This is a genomic window from Nocardia sp. JMUB6875, from assembly GCF_041154655.1.
Lineage (GTDB): Bacteria > Actinomycetota > Actinomycetes > Mycobacteriales > Mycobacteriaceae > Nocardia.
Map to the genome: position 1 here is coordinate 12,457 of NZ_BAAFGR010000054.1, position 22,280 is coordinate 34,736.

At 68.0% G+C, this 22,280-nt stretch carries 20 protein-coding genes; 6 read left to right on the forward strand and 14 right to left on the reverse strand.

Annotated features, from left to right (window positions below):
• Positions 1-70: 70 nt before the first annotated feature.
• From ACAM49_RS16120 to dapB, 3 genes are read right to left on the reverse strand one after another with little or no spacing between them, the layout of a single operon-like run.
• On the reverse strand, positions 71-739 hold the full coding sequence (locus ACAM49_RS16120; RefSeq protein WP_369636317.1) for an SRPBCC family protein: 669 nt from the start codon (positions 737-739) through the stop codon (positions 71-73).
• Between the two features lie 55 nt (positions 740-794).
• On the reverse strand, positions 795-1,289 hold the full coding sequence (locus tag ACAM49_RS16125) for a hypothetical protein (RefSeq protein WP_369636318.1): 495 nt from the start codon (positions 1,287-1,289) through the stop codon (positions 795-797).
• The gene (dapB, locus tag ACAM49_RS16130; protein WP_369636343.1) at positions 1,286-2,026 is read right to left on the reverse strand and encodes a 4-hydroxy-tetrahydrodipicolinate reductase; all 741 of its coding nucleotides are present in this window, start codon (positions 2,024-2,026) and stop codon (positions 1,286-1,288) included. The genes ACAM49_RS16125 and dapB overlap by 4 nt, the downstream gene beginning before the upstream one ends.
• A gap of 171 nt (positions 2,027-2,197) precedes the next feature.
• On the opposite strand from dapB, the gene ACAM49_RS16135 reads away from it, so the two are divergent.
• A complete protein-coding gene (locus tag ACAM49_RS16135) occupies positions 2,198-3,766 on the forward strand; it encodes an esterase-like activity of phytase family protein (RefSeq protein ID WP_369636319.1) in 1,569 nt (522 codons plus the stop codon).
• Here the strand turns inward: ACAM49_RS16135 and ACAM49_RS16140 are convergent.
• Positions 3,759-4,463, reverse strand: a complete 705-nt coding sequence (locus tag ACAM49_RS16140; RefSeq protein ID WP_369636320.1) for a DUF2993 domain-containing protein — start codon at positions 4,461-4,463, stop codon at positions 3,759-3,761. The genes ACAM49_RS16135 and ACAM49_RS16140 overlap by 8 nt on opposite strands.
• 151 nt (positions 4,464-4,614) lie before the next feature.
• Between ACAM49_RS16140 and ACAM49_RS16145 the strand changes: the two genes are divergently transcribed.
• Entirely contained in the window at positions 4,615-6,213 is a 1,599-nt protein-coding gene (locus ACAM49_RS16145) for an ABC transporter substrate-binding protein (protein WP_369636321.1), read from the forward strand.
• A gap of 3 nt (positions 6,214-6,216) precedes the next feature.
• On the opposite strand, the gene ACAM49_RS16150 is transcribed toward ACAM49_RS16145, so the two are convergent.
• Positions 6,217-7,332, reverse strand: coding sequence for an alcohol dehydrogenase catalytic domain-containing protein (locus ACAM49_RS16150; RefSeq protein ID WP_369636322.1), 1,116 nt, complete (start codon positions 7,330-7,332; stop codon positions 6,217-6,219).
• 75 nt (positions 7,333-7,407) lie between these two features.
• Between ACAM49_RS16150 and ACAM49_RS16155 the strand changes: the two genes are divergently transcribed.
• A complete protein-coding gene (locus ACAM49_RS16155) occupies positions 7,408-8,058 on the forward strand; it encodes a class I SAM-dependent methyltransferase (protein ID WP_369636323.1) in 651 nt (216 codons plus the stop codon).
• A 1-nt stretch (position 8,059) separates the two neighbouring features.
• Here ACAM49_RS16155 and ACAM49_RS16160 read toward each other — a convergent pair whose 3' ends face one another.
• Complete coding sequence (locus tag ACAM49_RS16160; RefSeq protein ID WP_369636324.1) at positions 8,060-8,827, reverse strand: hypothetical protein; 768 nt, start codon at positions 8,825-8,827, stop codon at positions 8,060-8,062.
• 154 nt (positions 8,828-8,981) lie between these two features.
• On the opposite strand from ACAM49_RS16160, the gene ACAM49_RS16165 reads away from it, so the two are divergent.
• On the forward strand, positions 8,982-9,758 hold the full coding sequence (locus ACAM49_RS16165; RefSeq protein ID WP_369636325.1) for a VOC family protein: 777 nt from the start codon (positions 8,982-8,984) through the stop codon (positions 9,756-9,758).
• A gap of 31 nt (positions 9,759-9,789) precedes the next feature.
• On the opposite strand, the gene ACAM49_RS16170 is transcribed toward ACAM49_RS16165, so the two are convergent.
• Together ACAM49_RS16170 and ACAM49_RS16175 are read right to left on the reverse strand one after the other, a co-directional pair.
• A complete protein-coding gene (locus tag ACAM49_RS16170) occupies positions 9,790-11,199 on the reverse strand; it encodes a pentapeptide repeat-containing protein (RefSeq protein WP_369636326.1) in 1,410 nt (469 codons plus the stop codon).
• A gap of 203 nt (positions 11,200-11,402) precedes the next feature.
• Positions 11,403-12,608 carry an MFS transporter gene (locus ACAM49_RS16175; protein WP_369636327.1) on the reverse strand — a complete coding sequence of 402 codons (1,206 nt, stop codon included), beginning with the start codon at positions 12,606-12,608 and terminating at the stop codon, positions 11,403-11,405.
• A gap of 108 nt (positions 12,609-12,716) precedes the next feature.
• Between ACAM49_RS16175 and ACAM49_RS16180 the strand changes: the two genes are divergently transcribed.
• Positions 12,717-13,076 carry an ArsR/SmtB family transcription factor gene (locus tag ACAM49_RS16180; protein ID WP_369636328.1) on the forward strand — a complete coding sequence of 120 codons (360 nt, stop codon included), beginning with the start codon at positions 12,717-12,719 and terminating at the stop codon, positions 13,074-13,076.
• A gap of 8 nt (positions 13,077-13,084) precedes the next feature.
• Here the strand turns inward: ACAM49_RS16180 and ACAM49_RS16185 are convergent, their stop codons facing one another.
• The 6 genes from ACAM49_RS16185 to ACAM49_RS16210 all read right to left on the reverse strand — a co-directional run bounded on the left by ACAM49_RS16185 (position 13,085) and on the right by ACAM49_RS16210 (position 21,257).
• On the reverse strand, positions 13,085-13,768 hold the full coding sequence (locus ACAM49_RS16185) for a pyridoxamine 5'-phosphate oxidase family protein (RefSeq protein ID WP_369636329.1): 684 nt from the start codon (positions 13,766-13,768) through the stop codon (positions 13,085-13,087).
• 72 nt (positions 13,769-13,840) lie between these two features.
• Positions 13,841-15,631, reverse strand: coding sequence for a protein kinase (locus ACAM49_RS16190; RefSeq protein ID WP_369636330.1), 1,791 nt, complete (start codon positions 15,629-15,631; stop codon positions 13,841-13,843).
• Between the two features lie 152 nt (positions 15,632-15,783).
• Positions 15,784-17,103 carry a M16 family metallopeptidase gene (locus ACAM49_RS16195; RefSeq protein WP_369636344.1) on the reverse strand — a complete coding sequence of 440 codons (1,320 nt, stop codon included), beginning with the start codon at positions 17,101-17,103 and terminating at the stop codon, positions 15,784-15,786.
• 145 nt (positions 17,104-17,248) lie between these two features.
• Complete coding sequence (locus tag ACAM49_RS16200; protein WP_369636331.1) at positions 17,249-19,510, reverse strand: polyribonucleotide nucleotidyltransferase; 2,262 nt, start codon at positions 19,508-19,510, stop codon at positions 17,249-17,251.
• Positions 19,511-19,902: 392 nt separating this feature from the next.
• Entirely contained in the window at positions 19,903-20,172 is a 270-nt protein-coding gene (rpsO, locus tag ACAM49_RS16205) for a 30S ribosomal protein S15 (protein ID WP_040810622.1), read from the reverse strand.
• A 125-nt stretch (positions 20,173-20,297) separates the two neighbouring features.
• Entirely contained in the window at positions 20,298-21,257 is a 960-nt protein-coding gene (locus ACAM49_RS16210; protein ID WP_369636332.1) for a bifunctional riboflavin kinase/FAD synthetase, read from the reverse strand.
• A 254-nt stretch (positions 21,258-21,511) separates the two neighbouring features.
• Between ACAM49_RS16210 and ACAM49_RS16215 the strand changes: the two genes are divergently transcribed.
• On the forward strand, positions 21,512-22,168 hold the full coding sequence (locus ACAM49_RS16215) for a metal-dependent transcriptional regulator (protein ID WP_369636345.1): 657 nt from the start codon (positions 21,512-21,514) through the stop codon (positions 22,166-22,168).
• Positions 22,169-22,280: the final 112 nt, after the last annotated feature.

Consider the following 22,280-nt stretch of genomic DNA (forward strand, 5'->3'; position numbering starts at 1 on the left):
GGTGCATCACGAAAGCGGCCCGGAACCACCAGGTTCCGGGCCGCTTTTCGTTGTTCCGGTCGTAATCGCCTCAGAGCGTGCCGTTTTCGATGTCTTCCTTGACCGCCGCCTGCGACGCGCGGTGCGCGGCGACGCCATTGGTGACGGTGAAATCGATCAGCGGCTGATCGGCGAGGAAGGTCAGATGCTCGTTGACCGTGGTGGTGCCATCGCCATTGTCGGTGAACGTGATCAGCTGGTGGGTAGTGACATTCGGGACGTCCCAGCTGTCGGTCTCGTAGTAGTACTGACCCGGATGCAGCCGCGTCTCGGCCTGGGTGTGGCCGGGGAAGGTCGCCGATCCCATCGGAATGTCTTCCAGCGCGGTGAAATCGGTGATCTGCACCCCGTCCGCGTCACAGAGGCGATGCACGATGACGTCCTTGAGGAACGAGTGTCGTCCGATGCCGTTGCGGACGTCGGTGTACACCGACCACACCTTGTCGATCGGGGCGTCGATGGTGATCGGCAGATCCACCTCGGTCACCGCGCGCGCATCGACCGGATTCTGCTGCTCGGCCTGATAGACCGCCCAGCTGGCCTGCCATTCCAGCTTGTAGTCGTTCTCGAATTCCACGCAGGACGGCCCGGCCTCGGCGCGCGAAATCGGGGACTCCGCCCGTGCCACAGTCGATCCCGCCGCGGGTGACCCCATTGTCGCGCAGGCGATCGCCAGCGCGTAACCCACCATGAACTTCACCGGGCGGACTTTACTCCCGCTAAGAGTTACCGGCAGGTTTGTAGCGAAACCAGGGTTACTGTTTGCCCGAGCGCTCGCGGCGCTCCAATTCCACTGCGCGCTTCATCATTTCGCGGGCGCGGGTGCGGTCGCCCGCGTAGTCGTAGGCGCGGGCGGCGCGGTAGTTGCTGCGCCAGTTGTCCGGGTCGGCCTCGAACTCCTGCTTCACCTGCTCGAAAAGCGCGTCGGCGGCAGCCTTTTCGATGCGACCCGAGGCGCGGCGGGGCAGGTCGGAGGTGTCCAGCTCACCGCCCTCCTCGTGCATGCGGCGGGCCAGGTGCTGGTGGGCGAACGCCGCGCGGACGCTGGTCACGACCGCCCAGGCCCCCAGCAGCGGCAGGATGAGCACGCCGAGGCCGAGGGCGGCTCCGGCGGGTGTGCCGGAGGCGATGAGGCCGAGTCCGATGGTGCCCAGCAACGCGAAATAGAAGCAGAGGATCAGGACCAGGGCGGCGATGAAACCGACCCGCTTGTAGACCTCGCGGGCATTGTTCTCGGCTGGCGCGCTCACAGGTCGAGCAGCGGGTCGATGCCCACGGTCAGCCCGGGGCGCAGCGGGGTCTTGCGCACGCCCAGCAGCACGCCCGGCACGAACGAGGTGCGATCCAGGGAATCGTGGCGGATGGTCAGGGTCTCGCCCTGGGTGCCGAACAGCACCTCCTGGTGCGCGACCAGACCGGCCAGGCGGATCGAGTGCACGCGCACGCCGTCCACATCCGCGCCGCGCGCGCCCTCCAGCTCCTGGCTGGTGGCGTCGGGGCTGCGGCCCACCCCGGCCTTCTCCCGCGCGGCGGCGATGAGCCCGGCGGTGCGGAAGGCGGTGCCCGAGGGGGCGTCGGCCTTGTTCGGGTGGTGCAGTTCGATGACCTCGACCGAGTCGAAGAAGCGCGCGGCCTGCTCGGCGAAGCGCATGGACAGCACCGCGCCGATGGCGAAGTTCGGGGCGATCAGCACGCCGACCTCGGGCTTGGCGGCCAGCCAGCCCTTGACCTGGTCGAGGCGCTCGGCGTCGAAGCCGGTGGTGCCGACCACGGCGTGAATGCCGTTCTCCACCAGCCACTTCAGATTGGGCATCACCACGTCGGGATGGGTGAAGTCGACGACCACCTCGGCGCCGGCGGCGGTGAAGGCCTCCAGCGAGTCGCCCTTGTCGACCCGGGCCACCAGTTCCAGATCCGCGGCCGCCTCGACACCGGCGCAGATGGCCTGTCCGACCTTGCCGTGCGCACCGAGCACGCCAACGCGGATGCGGTTCGTGGTCACCTGGTCTCCTTCACTCGCCAATCAGGAACGGGTCGAGCCTATCGGGTCGGCGAAACGCCGGAACGAACGGTCGGACACGGTGTGATTCACAACGCGGGCGGACAGTATTCACGTGCTGGTCAACATTCGGTCGGATACGGCCTATAGGACAAGCCGGTGAGAATTCGTCCCGTTACCCGCCGCGCCGCCGTCGCCGCGGCCGTCTGCGCCGCCGCCGTCACCGCCGCCTGCTCGTCCGGCTCCGACTCCCCCGACTTCACCGCCACCGCCGGACAGCCGCTGGTGATCAGCCTCGACGACCTGCTGGCCAAGACCGGCGGCCACGCCGCGGTCGCGGTCGCGGACCCGCAGCACGGCACGTTGACCCGGCGCACCGACGGCGCGCTGGTGTACACCCCGGCCGCCGGGTACACCGGGTCGGACAGCATCACCGTCACCACCACCGACGCGGTGCGCTTGTTCACCACCGATATCGCGCCGCTCGGCGACTTCGGCGGCGTGCCGGTGCAGGCCAGCGCGTACGGTTCCGCGTTCACGCCGGTGCCCGGCTCGCACGACGAGTTCTACGGCCTCACCGACCGCGGCCCGAACGTGGACGGCAAGGCCAAGAACGAGAAGATCTCGCCCGTCCCGGGTTTCACCCCGCAGATCGCCAAGTTCAAGCTGGTCGGCAACAAGGCCGTGGTGGAATCGACCATCCCGCTGAAGAATCCGGCCGGGCAGCCGTTCAACGGCCTCGTCGACACCTCGGCCTCCACCGGTGAGACCATGCGCGACCTGAACGGAAACGTGCTGCCGCCCACCGATCACGGCATCGACAGCGAGGGCCTGGTCGCGCTGCCCGACGGCTCGTTCTGGGTCTCCGACGAATACGGCCCGTTCCTGGTGCATTTCGACGCCAAGGGCAGTGAGCTGGAGCGGCTCGCACCGGGACGCGGTCTGCCCAAGGAACTTTCGTTCCGCACCCCGAACCAGGGCATGGAGGGCCTGACCGTCACCCCCGACGGCAACACCCTGGTCGGCGTGATCCAGAGCGCGCTCAGCGAGCCGGGCGTCACCAACTCCAAGGAAACCCCCGTCACCCGCATCGTGACGGTGGATCTGAAGACCAAGGCCGTCAAGGAATTCGCGCTCCCGCTCGAGGATCCCAAGCAGAAGCTGGCCGTTTCGGAGATCACCGCCCTGTCCCCCACCACCTTCCTGATCGACGAGCGCGACGGCAACAAGTCCCCCAAGGCCAACAAGAAGATCTGGACCGTCGACATCTCCGGCGCCATCGACATCGGCCCCGACGCCAAAATCTCTGGCGCGCAATACGACCCGGAGAAGGGCATCCTGATCGACGGCAAGCCGCTCGAGGTCTACGTCGGCAACGTCACCACCGCCGACGGCATCGCCGCCCTGAAGAAGGCCGGCATCACCCCGGTCGAGAAGAAGTCCAACCTGGACCTGGGCGCACTCCTCGACGGCCTCAACCCCGACGGAAAGTTCTTCGGCCACGACAAGATCGAAGGCGTCGCCACCACCGACGGCGGCAAAACCCTCTACATCTCCAACGACAGCGACTTCGGCCTCGAAGCCCTAACCGGCGACCAGCCGCCCTACGGCCTGAAGGCCAAGATCCTCCCCAACGGCGTCCAGGACACCGGCGAGATCCTCGCGGTCGACACCACCAAGCTCCCCGCCAAGACCCAGACCAAGACGGTCACACTGACGGTCAAGTAGTCGCAGGAAGGTCGGAGAAGCGGACGGTGTGGGCTACGGCGGTTACGTGGAGGCCGTCCGGTTTGGGGGTGACGGCGGTCAGCTTCGCCCCCAAGGGGAGTTGTTGCAGGGGCACGGTGAAGGTGAGGGTCGGGCTCAGTAGGGCCAAGGGGATCGAGATGCCGCCTGATGCGGGCTGGACCGAGACCGGGGTGACCTCGATGCCGTTGTCGGTGGGGGCGACGGTGACGATGACTGTGGCGGGCACTTGAAGGCCCTGGACCGAGAAGGTTCCGGTGGCGCGCAAACCTTCCGGGCTGTCGGAAATCGATTCGATGCCCTCCGGCGCGTACTTCTGGACGACGTCGTAGGGGACCACCGCGGTCGCGGTCGCCGTGCCTGCAACGAGATTCGTGGTGCGCTTGTTGAGCAGGTCGTCCAGGCGGGCGGTGACGTCGTTCAAAGTGACGTCGAGGTCGTGGACGGTGATGTTCTGTTCGCTCCAGTCGCCCACGTCGATTCGGACGTCGTCGTAGGTTCCGTCGATCGCCTGGGTCAGGAACGGGAATCCGCGAATCTCGACCCGCGGCTGGTGCGGCAGCTTGTACTGCGCCGCGATCTCACGGGCGATCTCGTTCTGCGCCATCACCACCGCGACCCGGTCCCCCACCACCGCCGCGATGCCCAGCACCACGATCAGAATCAGCAATGTGCGCATATACCCACCCGTTCGTCCATACCCACCATCATGCTGAGATTCGGGCGGTGCGGGGGATCCGCTAGTTGATCTTTAAATTCTGATGTCAAACCCCCAGGGGGAGAACAATTTCCCGTTACGCTCTGCCGACACGCCGTATTCGGGAGAGATCATGAAGAGACGGACGCTCACCGCACTGTGCTTTGCGGCCCTGTTGGCCACCGGACCCGCGCTGGCGGGCTGTTCCTCCGGTGGCGGAGGAGGAGACGACTTCGTCGTCGTGAATGCCGGTGAACCGCAGAACCCGCTGGTTCCGAGCAATACCAATGAGAATCAGGGTGGACGTGTCGTCGACCGGCTGTTCGCGGGGCTGAAGTACTACGACGTCGACGGCAAGGCGTACAACGAGCTCGCGCAGTCCATCGAGTCGGCGGATCGCCAGCATTACAAGATCACGCTGAAGCCGGACTGGACCTTCACCGACGGCACGGCGGTGACGGCGAAGTCGTTCGTGGACGCGTGGAACTACGGGGCGCTGGGCACCAACGGGCAGCTGAGCAGCTGGGTGTTCTCCCCGATCGCCGGCTACGACGACGTCTCGGCGAATCCGCCGAAGGCGCAGACCATGAGCGGGCTGAAGGTCGTCGACGACCGCACCTTCACCGTCGATCTCACCCAGCCGTCGATGGATTTCGAACTGTCCCTTGGCTTCTCGCCGTTCTATCCGCTACCCGAGGTGGCCTACAAGGACATCAAGGCGTTCGGCGAACATCCGGTCGGCAACGGCCCCTACGAGCTGACCGCCTGGGAACACAATGTCAAGATCGAGGTGAAGCCGAATCCCGGCTATCACGGCGGGCGGCCCGCGAAGAACAAGGGCCTGCGGTTCATGATGTACCAGACCTTCGAGACCGCCTACGCCGATCTGCTCGCCGGTCATCTCGACGCCCTCGACACCGTTCCCGACGGCTCGCTCGCCCTCTACAAGAAGGAGCTCGGCGACCGCGCCATCGACCACCCCACCGCGCAGAACCTGCACATCGGATTCCCGAAGGATCTGCCGCACTTCGGCGGCGCGGAGGGCGTGCTGCGCCGCAAGGCCATCTCCATGTCGATCAACCGGGAACAGATCTGCGCCAATATCTTCCACGGCGCCCGCCTGCCCGCCCGCGACTTCACCGCCTCGACCCTGCCCGGATTCCGCGGTGACCTGCCCGGCGTGCAATGGCTGGCCTACAACCCCGACGAGGCCAAGAAGCTGTGGGCCCAGGCCGACGCCATCTCCCCGTGGGCGGGCGCACTGCAGATCGCCTACAACTCCGACGGCGGGCATCAGGCCGTCATCGAGGCCATCGCCAACAGCGTGAAGAACACCCTCGGCATCTCCGCCGAGCCCTTCCCGTACCCGACCTTCAAGAATCTGCGTGACGAGGTCACCCATCGCACCGTCGGCAAGGCCTTCCGCTACGCCTGGCAGGGCGACTACCCGTCGATGTTCGAATTCCTGACCTCGCAGTACCTGACGGGTTCGGAGACCAACGACATCGATTACGCCAACCCGGAATTCGACCGCCTGCTCAAGGCGGCGTTGGCCGCCCCCGCACCCGATCAGGCCTGGACGCTGCTCGCCCAGGCCCAGTCCCTGCTGCTCGCCGATATGGCCGACATCCCGGTGCTGGAATACAACGCCGCCTCGGCCCGCTCGGACCGGGTCAAGGCGCAGGTCACCTGGGCCGGGCTGTTCGACTTCGAGAACATCGAGGTCAAATAGCGGTCAGTCGAAGGTGATCACCTGGCGGAGGGCATGACCGGAGGCCAGTTCGTCCATGGCCTCGTTGATGTCCTCCAGCTGGATATGGGCGGAGATGAGGCGTTCCACCGGGAGCTTCCCGTCGCGCCACATGGCGACGAATTCGGGGATGTCCCGGGAAGGGACGGCCGAGCCCAGGTAGCTGCCGACGATCGAGCGGCCCTGGGCCACCAGGCCGAGCGGTGAGATGCTGGCGCGGGCGTCGGGGGCGGGCAGGCCGACGGTGACGGTGGTGCCGCCGGGAGCCGTTGCGGCGACGGCGGTTTCGAAGGCGCGGATATTGCCCGCGGCCTCGATCACCACCTCGGCCTGGATGTTCTCGGCGGCGATCTCCTGCGGCGTGTAGGCGGCGGTCGCGCCCAATTCCATGGCGGTCTTGAGCTTTTCGGGGACGGTGTCGACGGCGATCACCTCGCGCGCGGTGCCCGCCCGCAGGGCCGCGGCGACCAGGACGGCGGCCATACCCACGCCGCCCAGGCCCACGACCATGATGCGGTCGGAGGGTCCGGGTTTGGCGGAGTTGAGCAGCGCGCCACCGCCGGTCAGAACCGCGCAGCCGAGGACCGCCGCGACTTCCGGCGGGACGTCGTCGTCGACCGGGACGACCGAGTGGCGGTCCACGACGGCGTGCGTGGCGAAGCCCGAAACACCCAGGTGATGGTGGACTTCCTCGCCGTCGCGGAGCAGACGCCTGCCGCCGGAGAGCAATTCGCCCGCGTTGTTGGCCAGGCTGCCCGGCTCGCAGGGGGTGCGGCCGTCGGTGGCGCAACCCGCGCACTGGCCGCAGCGGGGCAGGAAGGTCATGACCACGCGCTGGCCGACCCGGATGTCGGTGTCGCCGGGGCCGAGGGCCTCGACGATGCCGGAGGCCTCGTGGCCCAGCAGCATGGGGACCGGGCGGACACGATTGCCGTCGACGACCGACAGGTCCGAATGGCACAGGCCCGCCGCCTCGATGCGGACCAGCAACTCACCGGGTCCCGGATCGCCCAGTTCCAGTTCGGAGACGACGATCGGCTTCGACTCGGCGAACGGCGTCTGCGCGCCGATGGTTTCCAGGACGGCACCACGAATCCTCATGCGCCCGACGCTACTCCATCAAACCTTCCCAGACAGTTGGAAATCTGCTTCGATGGAGATCGGACAGGAGCATCTATGAGCACATCGCTGACCACGGGCAATCGCGCCTTCAACCACGTGGTGACGCAGTTCTTCGGCAACGTCGCCCGCGCCTATGACACCGCCGCCCTGCAACACGTCGTCTACCGGCCGCCGCAGGACCAGGTGATCTCCGAACTCCGCCGCGCCGGTTCTCGACGGATCGCCGATATCGGTTGCGGCACCGGCATTCTCACCTCCCGCATCCAGCGCGAACTGCGGCCGGACGCGGTGTATGGCGTCGACGCCTCCGCGGGCATGCTGGCCCAGGCGCGCGCCCGCTCCCAGGCCGTGGAGTGGCGGCAGTCGGCTGCCGAGCATCTGCCGTTCGCGGACGGTGAGCTGGACGCCGTGGTCTCGACCAGTGCGTTCCATTTCTTCGATCATCCGGTCGCGCTGCGCGAATTCCATCGCGTGCTGTCCCCCGGCGGCCTGGTGGCCATCGCGACCATGCACCCCTCCGGCCGGACCTCGCGCCCGATTCAGCGGCTCACCCGCAGTCCCATGTTCCCGGCCCACGCGCCGTCACCGACCGAGACCCGGAAGCTGTTGCGGAACGCCGGTTTCGAGATCGTGGACCAGCGCAAGATCGCGCGGCCGCTGCCGTCCTGGCTGATTCCGGACGTCATCACCGTCGGCCGCAGCTAGCTCATTTGCCCGGATTGTCGGCGCCGCGGAAGCAGACGGTCAGCTCGAGCTTGCTCCAGACGACCCAGACGGCTCCGCGGCCGTCGCGGGGACAGCCCGCGCCCGAGGTGGAATTCTCGAAGACGGCGGTCGCCTGCACGATGTGATCGCCGGTCGTGGCGCAATCCACCTTGGACGGCACATCCATATTGGTGGTGTCGTAGCAGACGCCCGCGCGCCAGTCGAAGGTCAGGCACAGGTGGTATCGCACCTTGCCGGTCTTGTCCTTCGGGGCCGATTCGAGGGTGTAGAGCGGACCGGCACACGGCTCCGGACCGTTCTGCAGCACACGGTAATTCGCGTCGATCGATCTGCAATCAGAGGGTTCGGGGGTACCGGCCTTCCAGGTGGGGGCGCCCGAGGCATCCCGGGCCGACTGGATCGGCACCTCGGCGCAGTCGCCGGGCTTCAGCGCCGCCATCGGATCGGCCTTCGGTTTCACGGCGGTCGGCGCGAGGTCACCGGCCCGCACCAGTTCCGGCGGCGCGGCGACGGCGCGGCCCGCGATCGTGTCATGGTGCACGAACGGCAGATTCGAGCCCAGCGCGGCGAAAACCATTATCCAGCCGACGACGGCCAGCGCCGAGATCACGCCCTGCCTGCGCACCCCGACCCGCGGTGCCGCACCGGTCGGATCGGCGAACGCTCGATTCTGCTGACCGATCGCCTTGACGCCGAGCGCGGCCGCCGCGGACAGCAGGACGACCGCCATCCCGACCACAACCCACACGCGCTGAATCCCCTCAACCCCGACCTCGATCGATTGCAAGCTATCGCACCCGAGGACAACCGGGCAATCCGGCCGTCCGCCCGAACGCGCGGTGGAATGCTGGACACCGCCGGGGCATTCCCGGCGACAAACCCCTAGAACCGAAGGATTTCCAGTGCTCACCACCGATTTCGTCAACGGTTCCCCCAGCTGGCTCGATCTCGGCAGTCCCGAGCCCGGCGCGGCCGCCGCCTTCTACGCCGCGGTGTTCGGCTGGCAGTTCCAGTCCGCCGGGCCCGATGCCGGCGGTTACGGCATGTTCCAGCTCGACGGCAAGACCGTCGCGGGTCTCGGCCCGCTCACCGAGGAAGGCGCGCGCTCGGCCTGGACGGTCTACTTCCAGACGCCCGACGCCGACGCCACCGCCAAGGCCGCCGAACAGGCCGGGGGCACCATTCGCACCGAGGCCTTCGACATCCCCGGCGCGGGCCGCATGGCCAATCTGACCGGGCCGCTGGGCGCGCAGTTCGCGGTCTGGCAGCCGGGCGAATTCGCCGGATTCGAGATCGCCAACACCGCGGGCGCGCTGGTGTGGGTGGAACTGCACGTCTCCGATCCCGCGGCCGCGGCGGCGTTCTACACGACGGTGTTCGATTGGCGCGCAGCACAATCCGACATGCCGGATATGCCGTACACCATCCTGTCCCCCGGAGAGGGCGACCAGGACGCCACGAGCTTCGGCGGCATCGCCCCGCTGCAGCCGGGCGAGCACCCACACTGGCTGCCCTATTTCGGCGTCGAGGACGTCGACGGGCGGGTGGAGGCGGCCGCCGCCGCGTCCGGCACGATCATCGTGCCCGCCATGGACATTCCGACCGTGGGCCGTTTCGCCGTGCTCGCCGACCCGTTCGGCGCGCTCTTCGCCCTGCTGAAGCCCGAAGTTCCGGCCTAGTCGCGCACCCGCGTCAGGGATTCGGCCGGTGTCAGGCGGCCGAATCCTTGGCGGGTTCGGCCAGCGCCGGGGGCCAGAGCGCGGGGGTGATGTTCGCGGGTTTGGTGTTGGGGCTGGCGTCCCAGTCGAAGTGGACGCCGACCCAGGCCCGGGGGCGGTCGAAGGCGACGGCGCGGGCGTCGAAGGAGGCGCGGCGGAAGGAGATGTCGCCGAAGAAGTCTCCGCCGGCGAAGGTCACCGAGCGGCCGGAGAAGACGGCGTCGGCGAAGGACACCTTGCCGTGGTATTCGGCGCGGGCGAAGGACACCTCCTGGGTGCGGCCGGTGCGCCAGCGGACCTGCGCGCCCAGCTGGGCGCAGTCGAAGGAGCTGGAGTCGGTGTAGAAGCGGGAATCGGCGAAGGTGACTCGCGCACCGCGGAATTCGGCGCCGGTGAAGGTGGCTCGCTCCCCGTCGAAGACCGCCCGTTCGAAGGAGGTCAGTTCGGCGGCGAAGACCGCGTTGGCAAAGCTCGCCCGCTCGCCCGCGAAGGTGGTGCGGACGAAAGCGGTACGCGCGCCGCCGAATTGCGCGCCCTCGAAGCTGACGCCGCCGCCGAAGGTGGCCTCGGTGAAGGTCGTGCCCGTCTGCTCATGGTCGGCCCGGCCCACCTGGGTGTGGCCGAATACGGCGCGGTCGAAGCTGGCGGTGCTGCGGAAGATGGCCCCGCGGAATGTGACCCGCTTGCCGAGGAAGCGCACCTTCTCGAAGCTGACCGTGCGGCCGCTGAGGAACATGGCGTTGGTGAAGCGGGTATTGCGGCCCGCGAACACGGCGTACCGGAAGTCGGCGTCCTCGAAGACCGCGTCGGTGAAATCGAAATCGCAGTCGCACCATTGGGTTTCGGCGGAGGGCCGCAGGTGCTGGGCGATCACGCGCACGATGGTGTCGCGCACCTGCCGGTCGTTCTGGCGATAGGTGAACACCCGCTCCACCGCGGTGCCGTGGTCCTCGATGCGCTGCGATTTGGAGACCAGATGGCTGGCACCCTCCTCCGGTTGATACGGCAGCCGCAGGTAGCCGCACAGCACGTCCACGCACTGCTGGCGACGCCAGCGGGCGGAGAACTCGTCGGCCACTCCGGCCATGGCGTAGACCCCGGCGATGCGCACGGCCACATCGGGATCCCCGAGCTGGCGGGCGGCGGCCCCGAAGACCTCCGCGAAGCGGCCGCGCTCGGTATCGCGCTGGCGCCGGTAGGCCACCACCAGGGCGACCGCGCCGCCGACACCGGCCGCCACCGCGAGCGAGATCCGGCCCAGGTCTAGCTGATTCGGAGTCTCGGACTTGGCCCCGAGGAAATGCCACAGCGCCCACCAGGTGAGGCCCGCGATGGCGAGCCCACCCACCACGGCCGCCAGCACCGACATCATCAGGCCCGACCGATGTACCGTCCGGCTCACCACCCCACCGAACCTCCACCGCCGCATAGCCGAAGGATAGCGATCCGCGCCCGGTCACGCAGAGGATGCGGGGATCGGTTCGCAACTTCGCGCACCCCAAAAACGCGCCCTGTCAATCCGTTTCGCCTGAAATGCCGCGTCCGCCCGATGACAGTGGGTCACCGGGCGGACGCGAATCGGGCTATTCAGTAGAAACCAGGCGGTCAGGCCGCAACCGGAGCGGTCTCGGCCTTGCGGCGCAGGCCGATTCCCGCCGCGCCCAGGCAGGCCAGCGCCACCACGACCACGAACCACGGGAACACGGTGCTCAATCCCCAGGTGGTGGCCGCCCAGCCCGCCACGACGGTCGGAATCGCCATCGCCGAGTAGGCCAGCAGGTAGTAGGCCGACATGGTCTCGCCCCGCTTGTGTTGCGGCACAACATTGGACAGGTGCCGCAGCGATCCGCCGAAGCCGAGCCCGAAGGTCCCGCCCAGTGCGACACCGGCCAGCAGCACCAGCACCCAGTTGTGGGTGTTCAGCGCCGGAATGGTCAGCACCAGCGCGATCGCCATGCCGATATCACCGACGATGGCCGCGCGCCGGGCCGGAATCCCGCCCGCCACCGCCTGCGCCAGCGCACCCGCCGTGGCGGTCGAGGCCACCACCGCGCCGCCGAACACCAGATTGTGGATGCCGGTCTTGGCCGAGGCCAGCGACGGATACAGCGACAGCAGCACACCCAGCACCGACCACGCCGCCATCACACCCAGCGCCGAGAACCAGAAGTCACCGCGGATCTCCTGCGGCACAGCCGGTTTCGCAATGGTGATGCGCTGCCGCTGGCGTGCCCCGTGCGGTTCCCGCAGCAGCAGCACCCCGGCCGCGATGAGCACGCACACCACGGTGATCACCACGTACGGCGTGCGCAGCGGATGCGGCGCGTACTGCGCCAGCAGCGCCGAGCCCAAAATCGCCACGGCCATGCCGACATTGAAGGCGACACCGGACAGCTGCCCCGAACGCGCGCCCGCATGAGGCCGCAGATCCAGCAGCGCCGCCGCGCCCGCCACCACGGTCGCGCCGACCGCCGCGCCGTGCAGCGCGCGGGCCAGCAGCAGCATGGCCACGTTGTCGGCGAACAGGAATACGACCAGACCCAGGATCATGGTCGCGAAAGCGCCCAGCAGCACCGGCTTACGGCCCACCACGTCGGAGATGCGACCGGCCACCAGCACCGCACCCAGCGCCGCCACCGCATAGGCCGCGAACACGAAAGTCGTTGTGAGCGGCGAGAAGTGCCAGCTCTGCTGATAGATCCCATACAGCGGCGCGGGCGCCCCCGACACCCCCAGCGCCACCCCGCTGGCCGCGAGCACCAGCGCGTACGCCCAGGTCTGGCTGCCCTGCTCGGCTCGAGTCGCAACCATGGTTGCCGATGCCATCAAAGCCTCCATCAGGTAAGTTTGATTGATATCGAACTCGACCATACGTCAGGTTCGATGATTATCAAACTAGGCATCCGAGTGAGGTAAATCATGCCCGACACCGACGCGAAGCCCGCGGTGGCCCCGCTGCCCGCGGTGCTCGGCGCGCTACAAGACCCCGTCCGCCTGGAAGTCGTCCGCCGCCTCGCCAATGCCGGCGAACCCATGCGCTGCAGCCTCACCTACGAAAACATCAGCAAGTCCACCGCCGCCCACCACTTCAAAATCCTCCGCGAAGCAGGCGTCACCGAAAAGGTGATCATCGACGGCAACACCCACCTCCGCCTCCGCACCGAGGACCTCGACGCCACCCTCCCCGGCCTCCTCGACGCGGTGCTCGCCGCCGCGAACCGGGAACAAGACGCAGACGCCGCGGTCGACCACGGCGAGGCCGGTACTTACGGGGACTGAGCGACGGTTCACCCCGCGACGGTCCGGGCGGCGTCCAATTGGGCGCGGAGGGTGTCGTTCTCGCGGCGCAGCTCCTCGAGCTCGGCGGTGAGGCGTTGAAGTTCACGGGCGGCGTCGCGGCGTTCGAGGGCGATGGCCTCGTCGAGGCGGTCCTTGGTGAAGCGGGGGCGGATGTATTTGACGCAGTTCCAGTTGTGGGCCTCGACGGTGATGATGATCGCGCGCTCGGTGATCTTCTGGATCGCGCCGCTGTAGGCGGCGGCGACGCGGTCGACCAGGTCGGGGTCGTCGGCGCGTTCGACCATGCGGGCGCGGCCGTAGACCTTCAGGCGTTCGCGCAGCGGGTAGTCGATGAAGAACAGGGCTACGCGGTCGTTCTCGGTGAGATTGCCGACAGTGACGTACTGGCCGTTGCCGGACAGGTCGGCGAAGGCGACGGTCGATTCGTCGAGGACCTGGACGAAACCCTTGGGGCCGCCGCGATGTTGGATGTAGGGCCAGCCGTCGGGTGTCGCGGTGCCGAGGAAGAAGGAGTCCGCGCCGCGAATGAATCCCTGCTCACGCAACTCCAGCGGCTGCGGCTCATCGCGGCCATGCTCGAGCTGGGCGCCGTAGTCCCGATAGCTGCCCGCCAGCCGCTGCCGCTCCCGCGCCGCCGCCGAGAAGGCGATCCGCGCATACCGATTCGACATTGCGCTCCCTTCCGCATCCTCCGCCGAATCTACCAGTACGTCCGTACTGTATTCAGCGCACTGCGACGGCGATCACGATTGGGTGAGCGGCAAGGACTTCCACCAGTCGACGACGCCGCTGGGGGTGGCGGGGGTGCCGCGGGTGTACATGAGGAACTTGTCGCGCTTGGGGTCGTCGAAGAAGGTGGTGGCGAACGAGGTGGAGGGGACGTCGGGGAAGGAGTCGAAGCGGAAGTTGGTGTATTCCTTCGAGCCGCAGTACTCCTTGAACGCCAGGTTCTCGATGGTGCTGCCCGCCGGGTGGATTCGCTTGGCCACCGACTGGGCCGCCGCCGACGAGCTGTAGGCGAAGAGGACATATTCCTTGACGTCGTGGTTGGTCGCGGAATAGACGCAGTCCCAGGCCGCCAGCCAACCCTCGAAGGCCCAGGGCGGTAGGAAATCCTTCGAGTCGTGATCCGCGACCCGGCAGCTCGCGCCGGCGAATCCGGATCCGAGTTCGGGGGTGCGCGGGACCAGGCCCGGGAAAGCCGCACTGAGGTCACCGATTTCGGAGGCGGGCGGCTTCGGCTTGGCGGAGTTCCCGAACGGCGTGACGAGGAAGATTCCCAGCCCCAGCGCGGCCGCGAGGCAGACGCCCACCAGCAGCATGGCCCGCAGGCCCGTGCGCTTGGACGGTTTCGCCGCTGCCGCACCGGCTTTCGGGAACGAACCGGTGCGCGGTCTCGGTCCTTCGGGGCCGACGGGCACCCGGCCCGAACGCAAGGCCGCCGCGGGCACCTGTCCCGAACGCAATGCCGCCGGAGATACCCGGCCGGAACGCAGGGCCGCCGGGGGCACCCGTCCCGAACGCAGCGCCGCCGACTGCTGGTCACGACGCTGGGCCGCGCCCGCGGCACGCGCATCCTGCGGCGACGGCCGCACCGGAGTCGCACCCGAATCCGCCCGCCGACCGGCGGTCGCGGAATTCGCCCGCCGCACAGGCGTTTCCGGACTCTTCGCCCGAGCCGGAGGCGGCGCGATCACCGCCTCGCCCGCGGCGCCCAGCGCCCGCCGGGCGGCCACCGCGAAGTCGGTGCACGACGGGTACCGATCCTCCGGCCGCTTCGCCAGGGCCCGCGCCAGCACCGAATCCAAGGCCGAGGGCAGTCCGGTCCGATAGCTCGCCACCGGGGGCGGATTGTCGTAGAGGTGGGACTTCACGATCGCGCCGAGGTCGGTCGACGGGAACAGCGGTATCCCGGTCAACAGCCGAAACAGCGTGCAGGCCAGCGAATATTGATCGGAGTACGGGCCGATCGGATGATTCTGCAGTTGCTCCGGCGAGGCGTAGGCCAGCGTCGCCATCACCGAGCCGGACCCGGTGAGCCGTCCGGTGTCGCCCTGTAGTCGCGCGATCCCGAAATCGGTGAGCAGCACCCCGGCCTGCTGTTCGCGGGTCTCGCGGGCGAGCAGGATGTTGGCGGGCTTGACATCTCGATGCAGGACCCCGACCCGATGCGCGTAATCGAGCGCGTCGGCGGTGGCGGCGACGATCTCCACGGCCTGCGCGGGCGTGATGTCGGGCACCGCCTCGGCCTCGACGCCGTCGACGTATTGCATGGCGATCCACAGTCGCCCGTGCTCGACGCCGCGGTCATAGACCGTGACCACGCACGGATGGTTCAAGCGCGCGGCCAGATCCGCCTCGCGCTCGAATCGCGCATGAGTCTCACTGTCGCCGTGGTATTCCGAGCTGAGCACCTTCAACGCGATCCAGCGCGGCAGGCGCGGGTGCCGAGCCAGATACACAGCGCCCATCCCACCGCGTCCGAGCTCACGTTCGATGACATACCCGGCGAAGTTCTCACCTGGTTGAAGCACAACCCCTCCCGTTCCGGCGAGGTGATCATAGCCACAAACGGGCATACCTCACAGGGCTAGTGGGGCTACCGTCGAGTAGCCGTCTCAGTCAGCGAGACGGCTACTCCTCGGTAGAACATGGGCACCCTGTTCAGGGCATGAAACGACCTGGTTCAGGGCACCAGACGGCGAACCGCGGCGGGCAGATCGCGGGTGCGGCGGTAGGGTCCCGCGACCGCCACGCCGAAGGGGCGCGACAGCAGGGTCGCGGCGATCTTCGAGACCTCGTCGGTGGTGACTTCGTCTATGCGGGCGAGGGTTTCGGAGACGCTGCGGTGGTTGCCGTAGCTCAGTTCGGAGCGGCCGATGCGGTTCATGCGGGAGCCGGAATCCTCAAGGCCGAGGACCAGGCCGCCGCGCAGCGAACCCTTGGCGCGGGCGCATTCGGCGTCGGAGATGCCGTTGGCCGCGACCTCCTCGAGCACCCCGCGCGCCAATGTGGCGACGTGGCCGAGGTTTTCGGGCTGGCAGCCGATGTAGACCGAGAACGCGCCGGTGTCGGCGAAGGTGTCGACGCTGGAGTACACCGAGTACGCCAGGCCGCGCTCCTCCCGAATGCGCTGGAACAGCCGCGAACTCAGGCCGCCGCCCAGCACGGTGTTGAGGACCGAGAGCGGCCAGCGCTTCTCGCCCTCGTGCCGTCCGAAGGCGCGGGTGCCGAACACCAGGTGCGCCTGCTCGCTGTCGCGCTGAATGCGCAGCAGTTCCGGGTTGCCGCGCGGGCGGAACTTGCCCTCGCGCCGCCCGGCCGGTTCCAGCCCGGGCTCGAGCCGATTCTCGAAGGCGCGGTAGACCAATTCGACGACGTGGTCGTGCTCGATATTGCCCGCGACCGCGACGACCATACGGTCCGGTCGGTATCGACGGAGGTGGAACGAGCGCAGCTGATGGGCCTGCATGGATTCGATGGTCTCGATGCTGCCGATCACCGGCCGTCCGATCGGATGATCACCGAACAGCGCGGTCAGAAACGCGTCGCCGACCATGTCCTCCGGATCGTCGTCGCGCATGGAGATCTCCTCCAGCACCACCTGACGCTCCACCGCCACGTCATCGGCGCGGCACAGACCGTTGAGCACGACATCGGAGACCAGATCCACCGCCAGCGGCAGATCCTCGTCCAGCACGTGCGCGTAGTAGCAGGTCTGCTCCTTGGCGGTGAACGCATTCAGTTCGCCGCCAACGGCATCCATGGCCTGCGCGATCTCCAGCGCCGAGCGCGTGGGCGTGGCCTTGAACAGCAGATGCTCGAGGAAGTGCGCGGCGCCCGCGACCGTCGGGCCCTCGTCGCGCGAGCCGACCCCGACCCAGACGCCGACCGAGGCCGAGCGCACGCCGGGCACATGCTCGGTGACCACGCGTAGCCCGCCGGGCAGCACGGTGCGGCGTACGCCGACATCGGTTGCCTGGGAACCGTTCTGGGTGATCACCAGTGAAGAGCCCCCCTGCTCCAGATTCCGGAGCAGAGGGGCATTGTCCTTCGCACCGAGCGCGTTCTTGGCGGCGGGCGCGGAGTCTGTCGCGGTGCGCGCGGAACCCGCGCGCACCGCGGACTGCTTCTTCGTCACAGAGAAATAATTACTCTGCGTTGGCCTCGACCGCAGCCGAGGCTTCGGAGTTGTCCGAATCCTCGTCCACCGGCACCAGCGAGATCTTGCCGCGGTTGTCGATGTCGGCGATCTCGACGCGCAGCTTGTCGCCCACGTTGACCACGTCCTCGACCTTGGCGACGCGCTTGCCGTTGCCCAGCTTCGAGATGTGGACCAGACCGTCGCGGCCCGGCAGCAGCGAGACGAACGCGCCGAAGGCGGTGGTCTTGACGACCGTGCCCAGGAAGCGCTCGCCGACCTTCGGCAGCTGCGGGTTGGCGATGGCGTTGATCGCGTCGATCGCGGCCTGCGCCGACGGGCCGTCGGTCGCGCCGACGAACACGGTGCCGTCATCCTCGATGGAGATGTTGGCGCCGGTGTCCTCGGTGATCTGGTTGATGACCTTGCCCTTGGGCCCGATCACCTCGCCGATCTTGTCGACCGGGATCTTGATGGCGGTGACGCGCGGAGCGTAGGGGCTCATCTCGTCCGGGGTGGCGATGGCCTCGGCCATCACGTCCAGGATGGTGTAGCGGGCGTCCTTGGCCTGGTTCAGCGCACCGGCCAGCACCTGCGACGGGATGCCGTCGAGCTTGGTGTCCAGCTGCAGCGCGGTCACGAACTCGCGGGTGCCGGCGACCTTGAAGTCCATGTCGCCGAAGGCATCCTCGGCGCCCAGGATGTCGGTGAGGGCCACGTAGCGGACCTCGTCCTCACCCTTGTCGTTCTTCACGGTGTCGGACACCAGGCCCATGGCGATACCGGCGACGGGGGCCTTCAGCGGCACACCGGCGTTCAGCAGCGACAGGGTCGAGGCGCAGACCGAGCCCATCGAGGTGGAACCGTTGGAGCCCAGCGCTTCCGAGACCTGACGGATGGCGTAGGGGAACTCCTCCTGCGACGGCAGCACCGGCACCAGGGCACGCTCGGCGAGCGCGCCGTGGCCGATCTCGCGGCGCTTGGGCGAGCCCACGCGACCGGTCTCACCGGTGGAGAACGGCGGGAAGTTGTAGTGGTGCATGTAGCGCTTGGAGGTCTCCGGGCCGAGCGAGTCGACCTGCTGCGCCATCTTCACCATGTCGAGGGTGGTGACGCCCAGGATCTGGGTCTCGCCACGCTCGAACAGCGCCGAACCGTGGGCGCGGGGCACCACGGCGACCTCGGCGGACAGCGCGCGGATGTCGGCCAGGCCGCGGCCGTCGATGCGGAAGCTGTCGGTCAGGATGCGCTGGCGGACCAGCTTCTTGGTGACCGAGCGGAAGGCCGCGCCGATCTCCTTCTCGCGGCCCTCGAAGTCCTCGGCCAGCGCCGAGAGCACCTCGAGCTTGATCTCGTCGATCCGCGCCTCGCGCTCCTGCTTGTCCGCGATGGACAGCGCGGCGTTCAGCGGGGTCTTGGCGGTGCCTTCGACGGCGGTGAACGCGTCGTCCTGGTACGGCAGGAAGATCGGGAACTCTTCGGTCGGCTTGGCGGCCAGGGCAGCCAGGTCGGCCTGCGCCTTGCACAGGCGGGCGATGAACGGCTTGGCGGCCTCGAGGCCCTCGGCCACAACGGTTTCCGTCGGCGCGGTGGCGCCGTCGGCGATCAGGGCCAGCACCTTGTCGGTGGCCTCGGCCTCGACCATCATGATGGCGACGTCACCGTCGACCACGCGGCCCGCGACGACCATGTCGAACACGGCGCCCTCGAGCTGCTCGACGGTCGGGAACGCGACCCACTGGCCCTCGATCAGCGCGACGCGCACGCCGCCGACGGGGCCGGAGAACGGCAGACCCGCGATCTGGGTGGACGCCGAGGCGGCGTTGATCGCGACCACGTCGTAGAGATCCTTCGGATCCAGCGACATGACGGTCACGACGACCTGGATCTCGTTGCGCAGGCCGTCGACGAAGGACGGGCGCAGCGGCCGGTCGATCAGGCGGCAGGTCAGGATCGCGTCGGTGGAGGGACGGCCCTCGCGACGGAAGAACGAGCCGGGGATGCGGCCCGCGGCGTACATGCGCTCCTCGACATCCACCGTCAGCGGGAAGAAGTCGAACTGATCCTTGGGCTGCTTGGAGGCGGTGGTCGCCGACAGCAGCATGGTCTCGTCATCGAGGTAGGCGACCACGGAACCCGCGGCCTGCTTGGCCAGCCGGCCGGTCTCGAAGCGGATGGTGCGAGTTCCGTAGCTGCCGTTGTCGATCAGGGCGACGGACTCGAAAACGCCGGGCTCGACCTCGGCGGCGGAACTGGTCTGGGTGTCAGACATGTGTTTTATCTCAACCTCTCGTCTTCGCCGGGGTTCGCACATTCCTCTCGTGCGATCCGGCTCGCGGCCGTACCCGATATGGGCGCGCGGCAACCCTCGTGGTCACTGCACGCACACCCGGCCCCATCCCCTTGGATACGGCGACGCGGAGGCGGTCATCGATCGAAGCCCTCCGGGCGCGCATGGTTCATCTCAATTCGCGCCCCGAAAAGCCACTACCGAAGACCGACGCCACGCGGCGGGTGCATACGGCTCCTGTTGGCGTATACGCGTCTCGACCTCCCCCTCGTGGGGAAATCGGACACATATACGAAAGGCCAACGAGGAGATTCTATGCCTCCTCGCTGGCCGGATCGTCAACTACCTCTCTGGCGAGAGATATGTCGCTGAAATCAGCGACGCAGGCCCAGACGCTCGATGAGCGAACGGTAGCGGTTGATGTCGTTGGCCTGCAGGTACTTCGACAGGCGACGACGACGACCGATCAGCGCGAGCAGACCGTGCCGGGTGTGGTGGTCGTGCTTGTGCACCTTGAGGTGCTCGGTGAGATCGGCGATCCGCTTGGACAGCAGCGCGATCTGAGCCTCCGGGGAACCGGTGTCAGTCGGGTGCAGGCCGTACTCGGCCAGAATGGCCTTCTTCTGCTCAGTGGTCAGAGCCACAGATAACTCCCTGTGTTTCAGTCCGTGCGCGAGGGTGTCCGGATGATCCGGTGGGTGCCGCCACGGACCGCAGCAAACCCAACGGGCCAGCTTACCGGACCGGTGGACGGTCGCGGAAATCGGCCCTATTCGTCGGTGCCATCGGTGAGGACCTTGCGGGCCTGGTCGACGTCCTTGCCGATGGCCTCGATCAGATCCTCGATGGAGTCGAATTTGCGCATGCCGCGCAGCTGTTCGACGAAATCGACCGCGACGTGCTTGCCGTAGAGGTCGCCGTCGAAATCGAGCAGGTGCGGCTCGACCGTGCGATTGCGACCGTCGAAGGTGGGGTTGGTGCCCACCGAGATGGCGGCCATGTGGTACTGCCCGGCCAGTGGGTCGCCGGGTTCGAGGACGGTGAACCAGCCCGCGTACACCCCGTCGGCGGGGATCGCGCCGTGCATGGTCGGCGCCACATTGGCGGTCGGGAATCCGAGTCCCTTGCCGCGGCCGTCGCCGTGCACGACCACGCCCTCGACGCGGTGCGGGCGGCCCAGCGCCTCGGCGGCCGCGCCCACATCGCCCTCGGCCAGGCAGCCGCGAATGTAGGTAGAGGAGAAGGTGACCGCGTGCTCGCCGAGCAGCTGCACGCCGTCGACGTCGAAGCCGTACTGGCGGCCCAGCTCGCGCATGGTGTCGAGGGTGCCGGCGGCCTGCTTGCCGAAGGTGAAGTTGTCGCCGACCACGACCTCGGACACGTGCAGGCGGTCCACCAGCAGGTCCTGGACGTACTCCTCGGGAGTGAGCTTCATGAAGTCACGGGTGAAAGGCATCACCACGAATACGTCGATGCCGAGTTCCTCGACCAGTTCCGCGCGCCGGTCCAGGGTGGACAGCTGCGCCGGATGCGAACCGGGCCGCACCACGTCCAGCGGGTGCGGGTCGAAGGTCATGAGCACCGACGGAACGCCCCGCACCGCAGCGGATTTCACCGCACGGCCGATGAGCTGGGCGTGGCCGCGGTGCACGCCGTCGAACACCCCGATCGTGAGGACACACCGGCCCCAGTCCGCGGGCATCTCCTCGAGGCTTCGCCATCTCTGCACAGAGGAAGCCTACTGAAAGGGCGTTACCGACCATATTCGGCGGTCCGGAACTTCACGGGTGGAAGCCTGGTCGTCACCGTGTGTTCACCGGGCCGGGCGTCGGCTCTACCAGCGAGCGCGCCGATGTGTGAAACCGCGACAGGTGTGCCTAAGCTCGAGTCGTGCCCGGAAAACGAGACATCGCCACCCGCCGCGAGCTGGCCGATCCGTCCGCACCTTCCGAACCCCTCGGGACCACCACTGTCGCGCCGGTGTTGTCCTCGGTCGCGCAGGATTATCTGAAAGTGATCTGGACCGCGCAGGAGTGGTCGCAGGAGAAGGTGTCGACCAAGCTGCTGGCCGAGAAGATCGGCGTCTCGGCGTCGACGGTGTCCGAGGCGGTGCGCAAGCTGGCCGATCAGGGGCTGGTCGAGCACGCGCGGTACGGGTCCATCACGCTCACCGAGGACGGGCGGCGCGCCGCCATCGCCATGGTGCGGCGGCATCGGCTCATCGAGACCTTCCTCGTCAATGAGCTGGGCTACGGCTGGGACGAGGTGCACGACGAGGCCGAGGTGCTCGAGCACGCGGTCTCGGAGACGCTGGTGGAGCGGATCGACGCCAAGCTCGGCCACCCGGACCGGGATCCGCACGGGGATCCGATTCCGTCGGTGGACGGTGCGGTGCCCACTCCCCCGGCGCGGCAGCTCAGCGATTTCGACGCGGGTGAATCCGGGCGGGTGGCACGGATTTCCGATTCGGATCCGGCGATGCTGCGCTACTTCGATTCGCTGGGGATCGCGCTGGACACGCCGATCGCGGTGGTGGAGCGGCGCGACTTCGCGGGGACCATCGCGGTGCGGGTGGACGAGCGCACCATCGACCTCGGCAGCATCGCCGCCGAGGCCATCTGGTTGAGCGACGCCCACTGAGGGCTTTCCTACACACACCGAGATTCCTCATGCACAAAGGAATTCCGGACAAAACCCCCATGATCGATGGGCTCCCGGCGCTGCCGCCGGTGCCGTAGCTTGGCGCGCACGC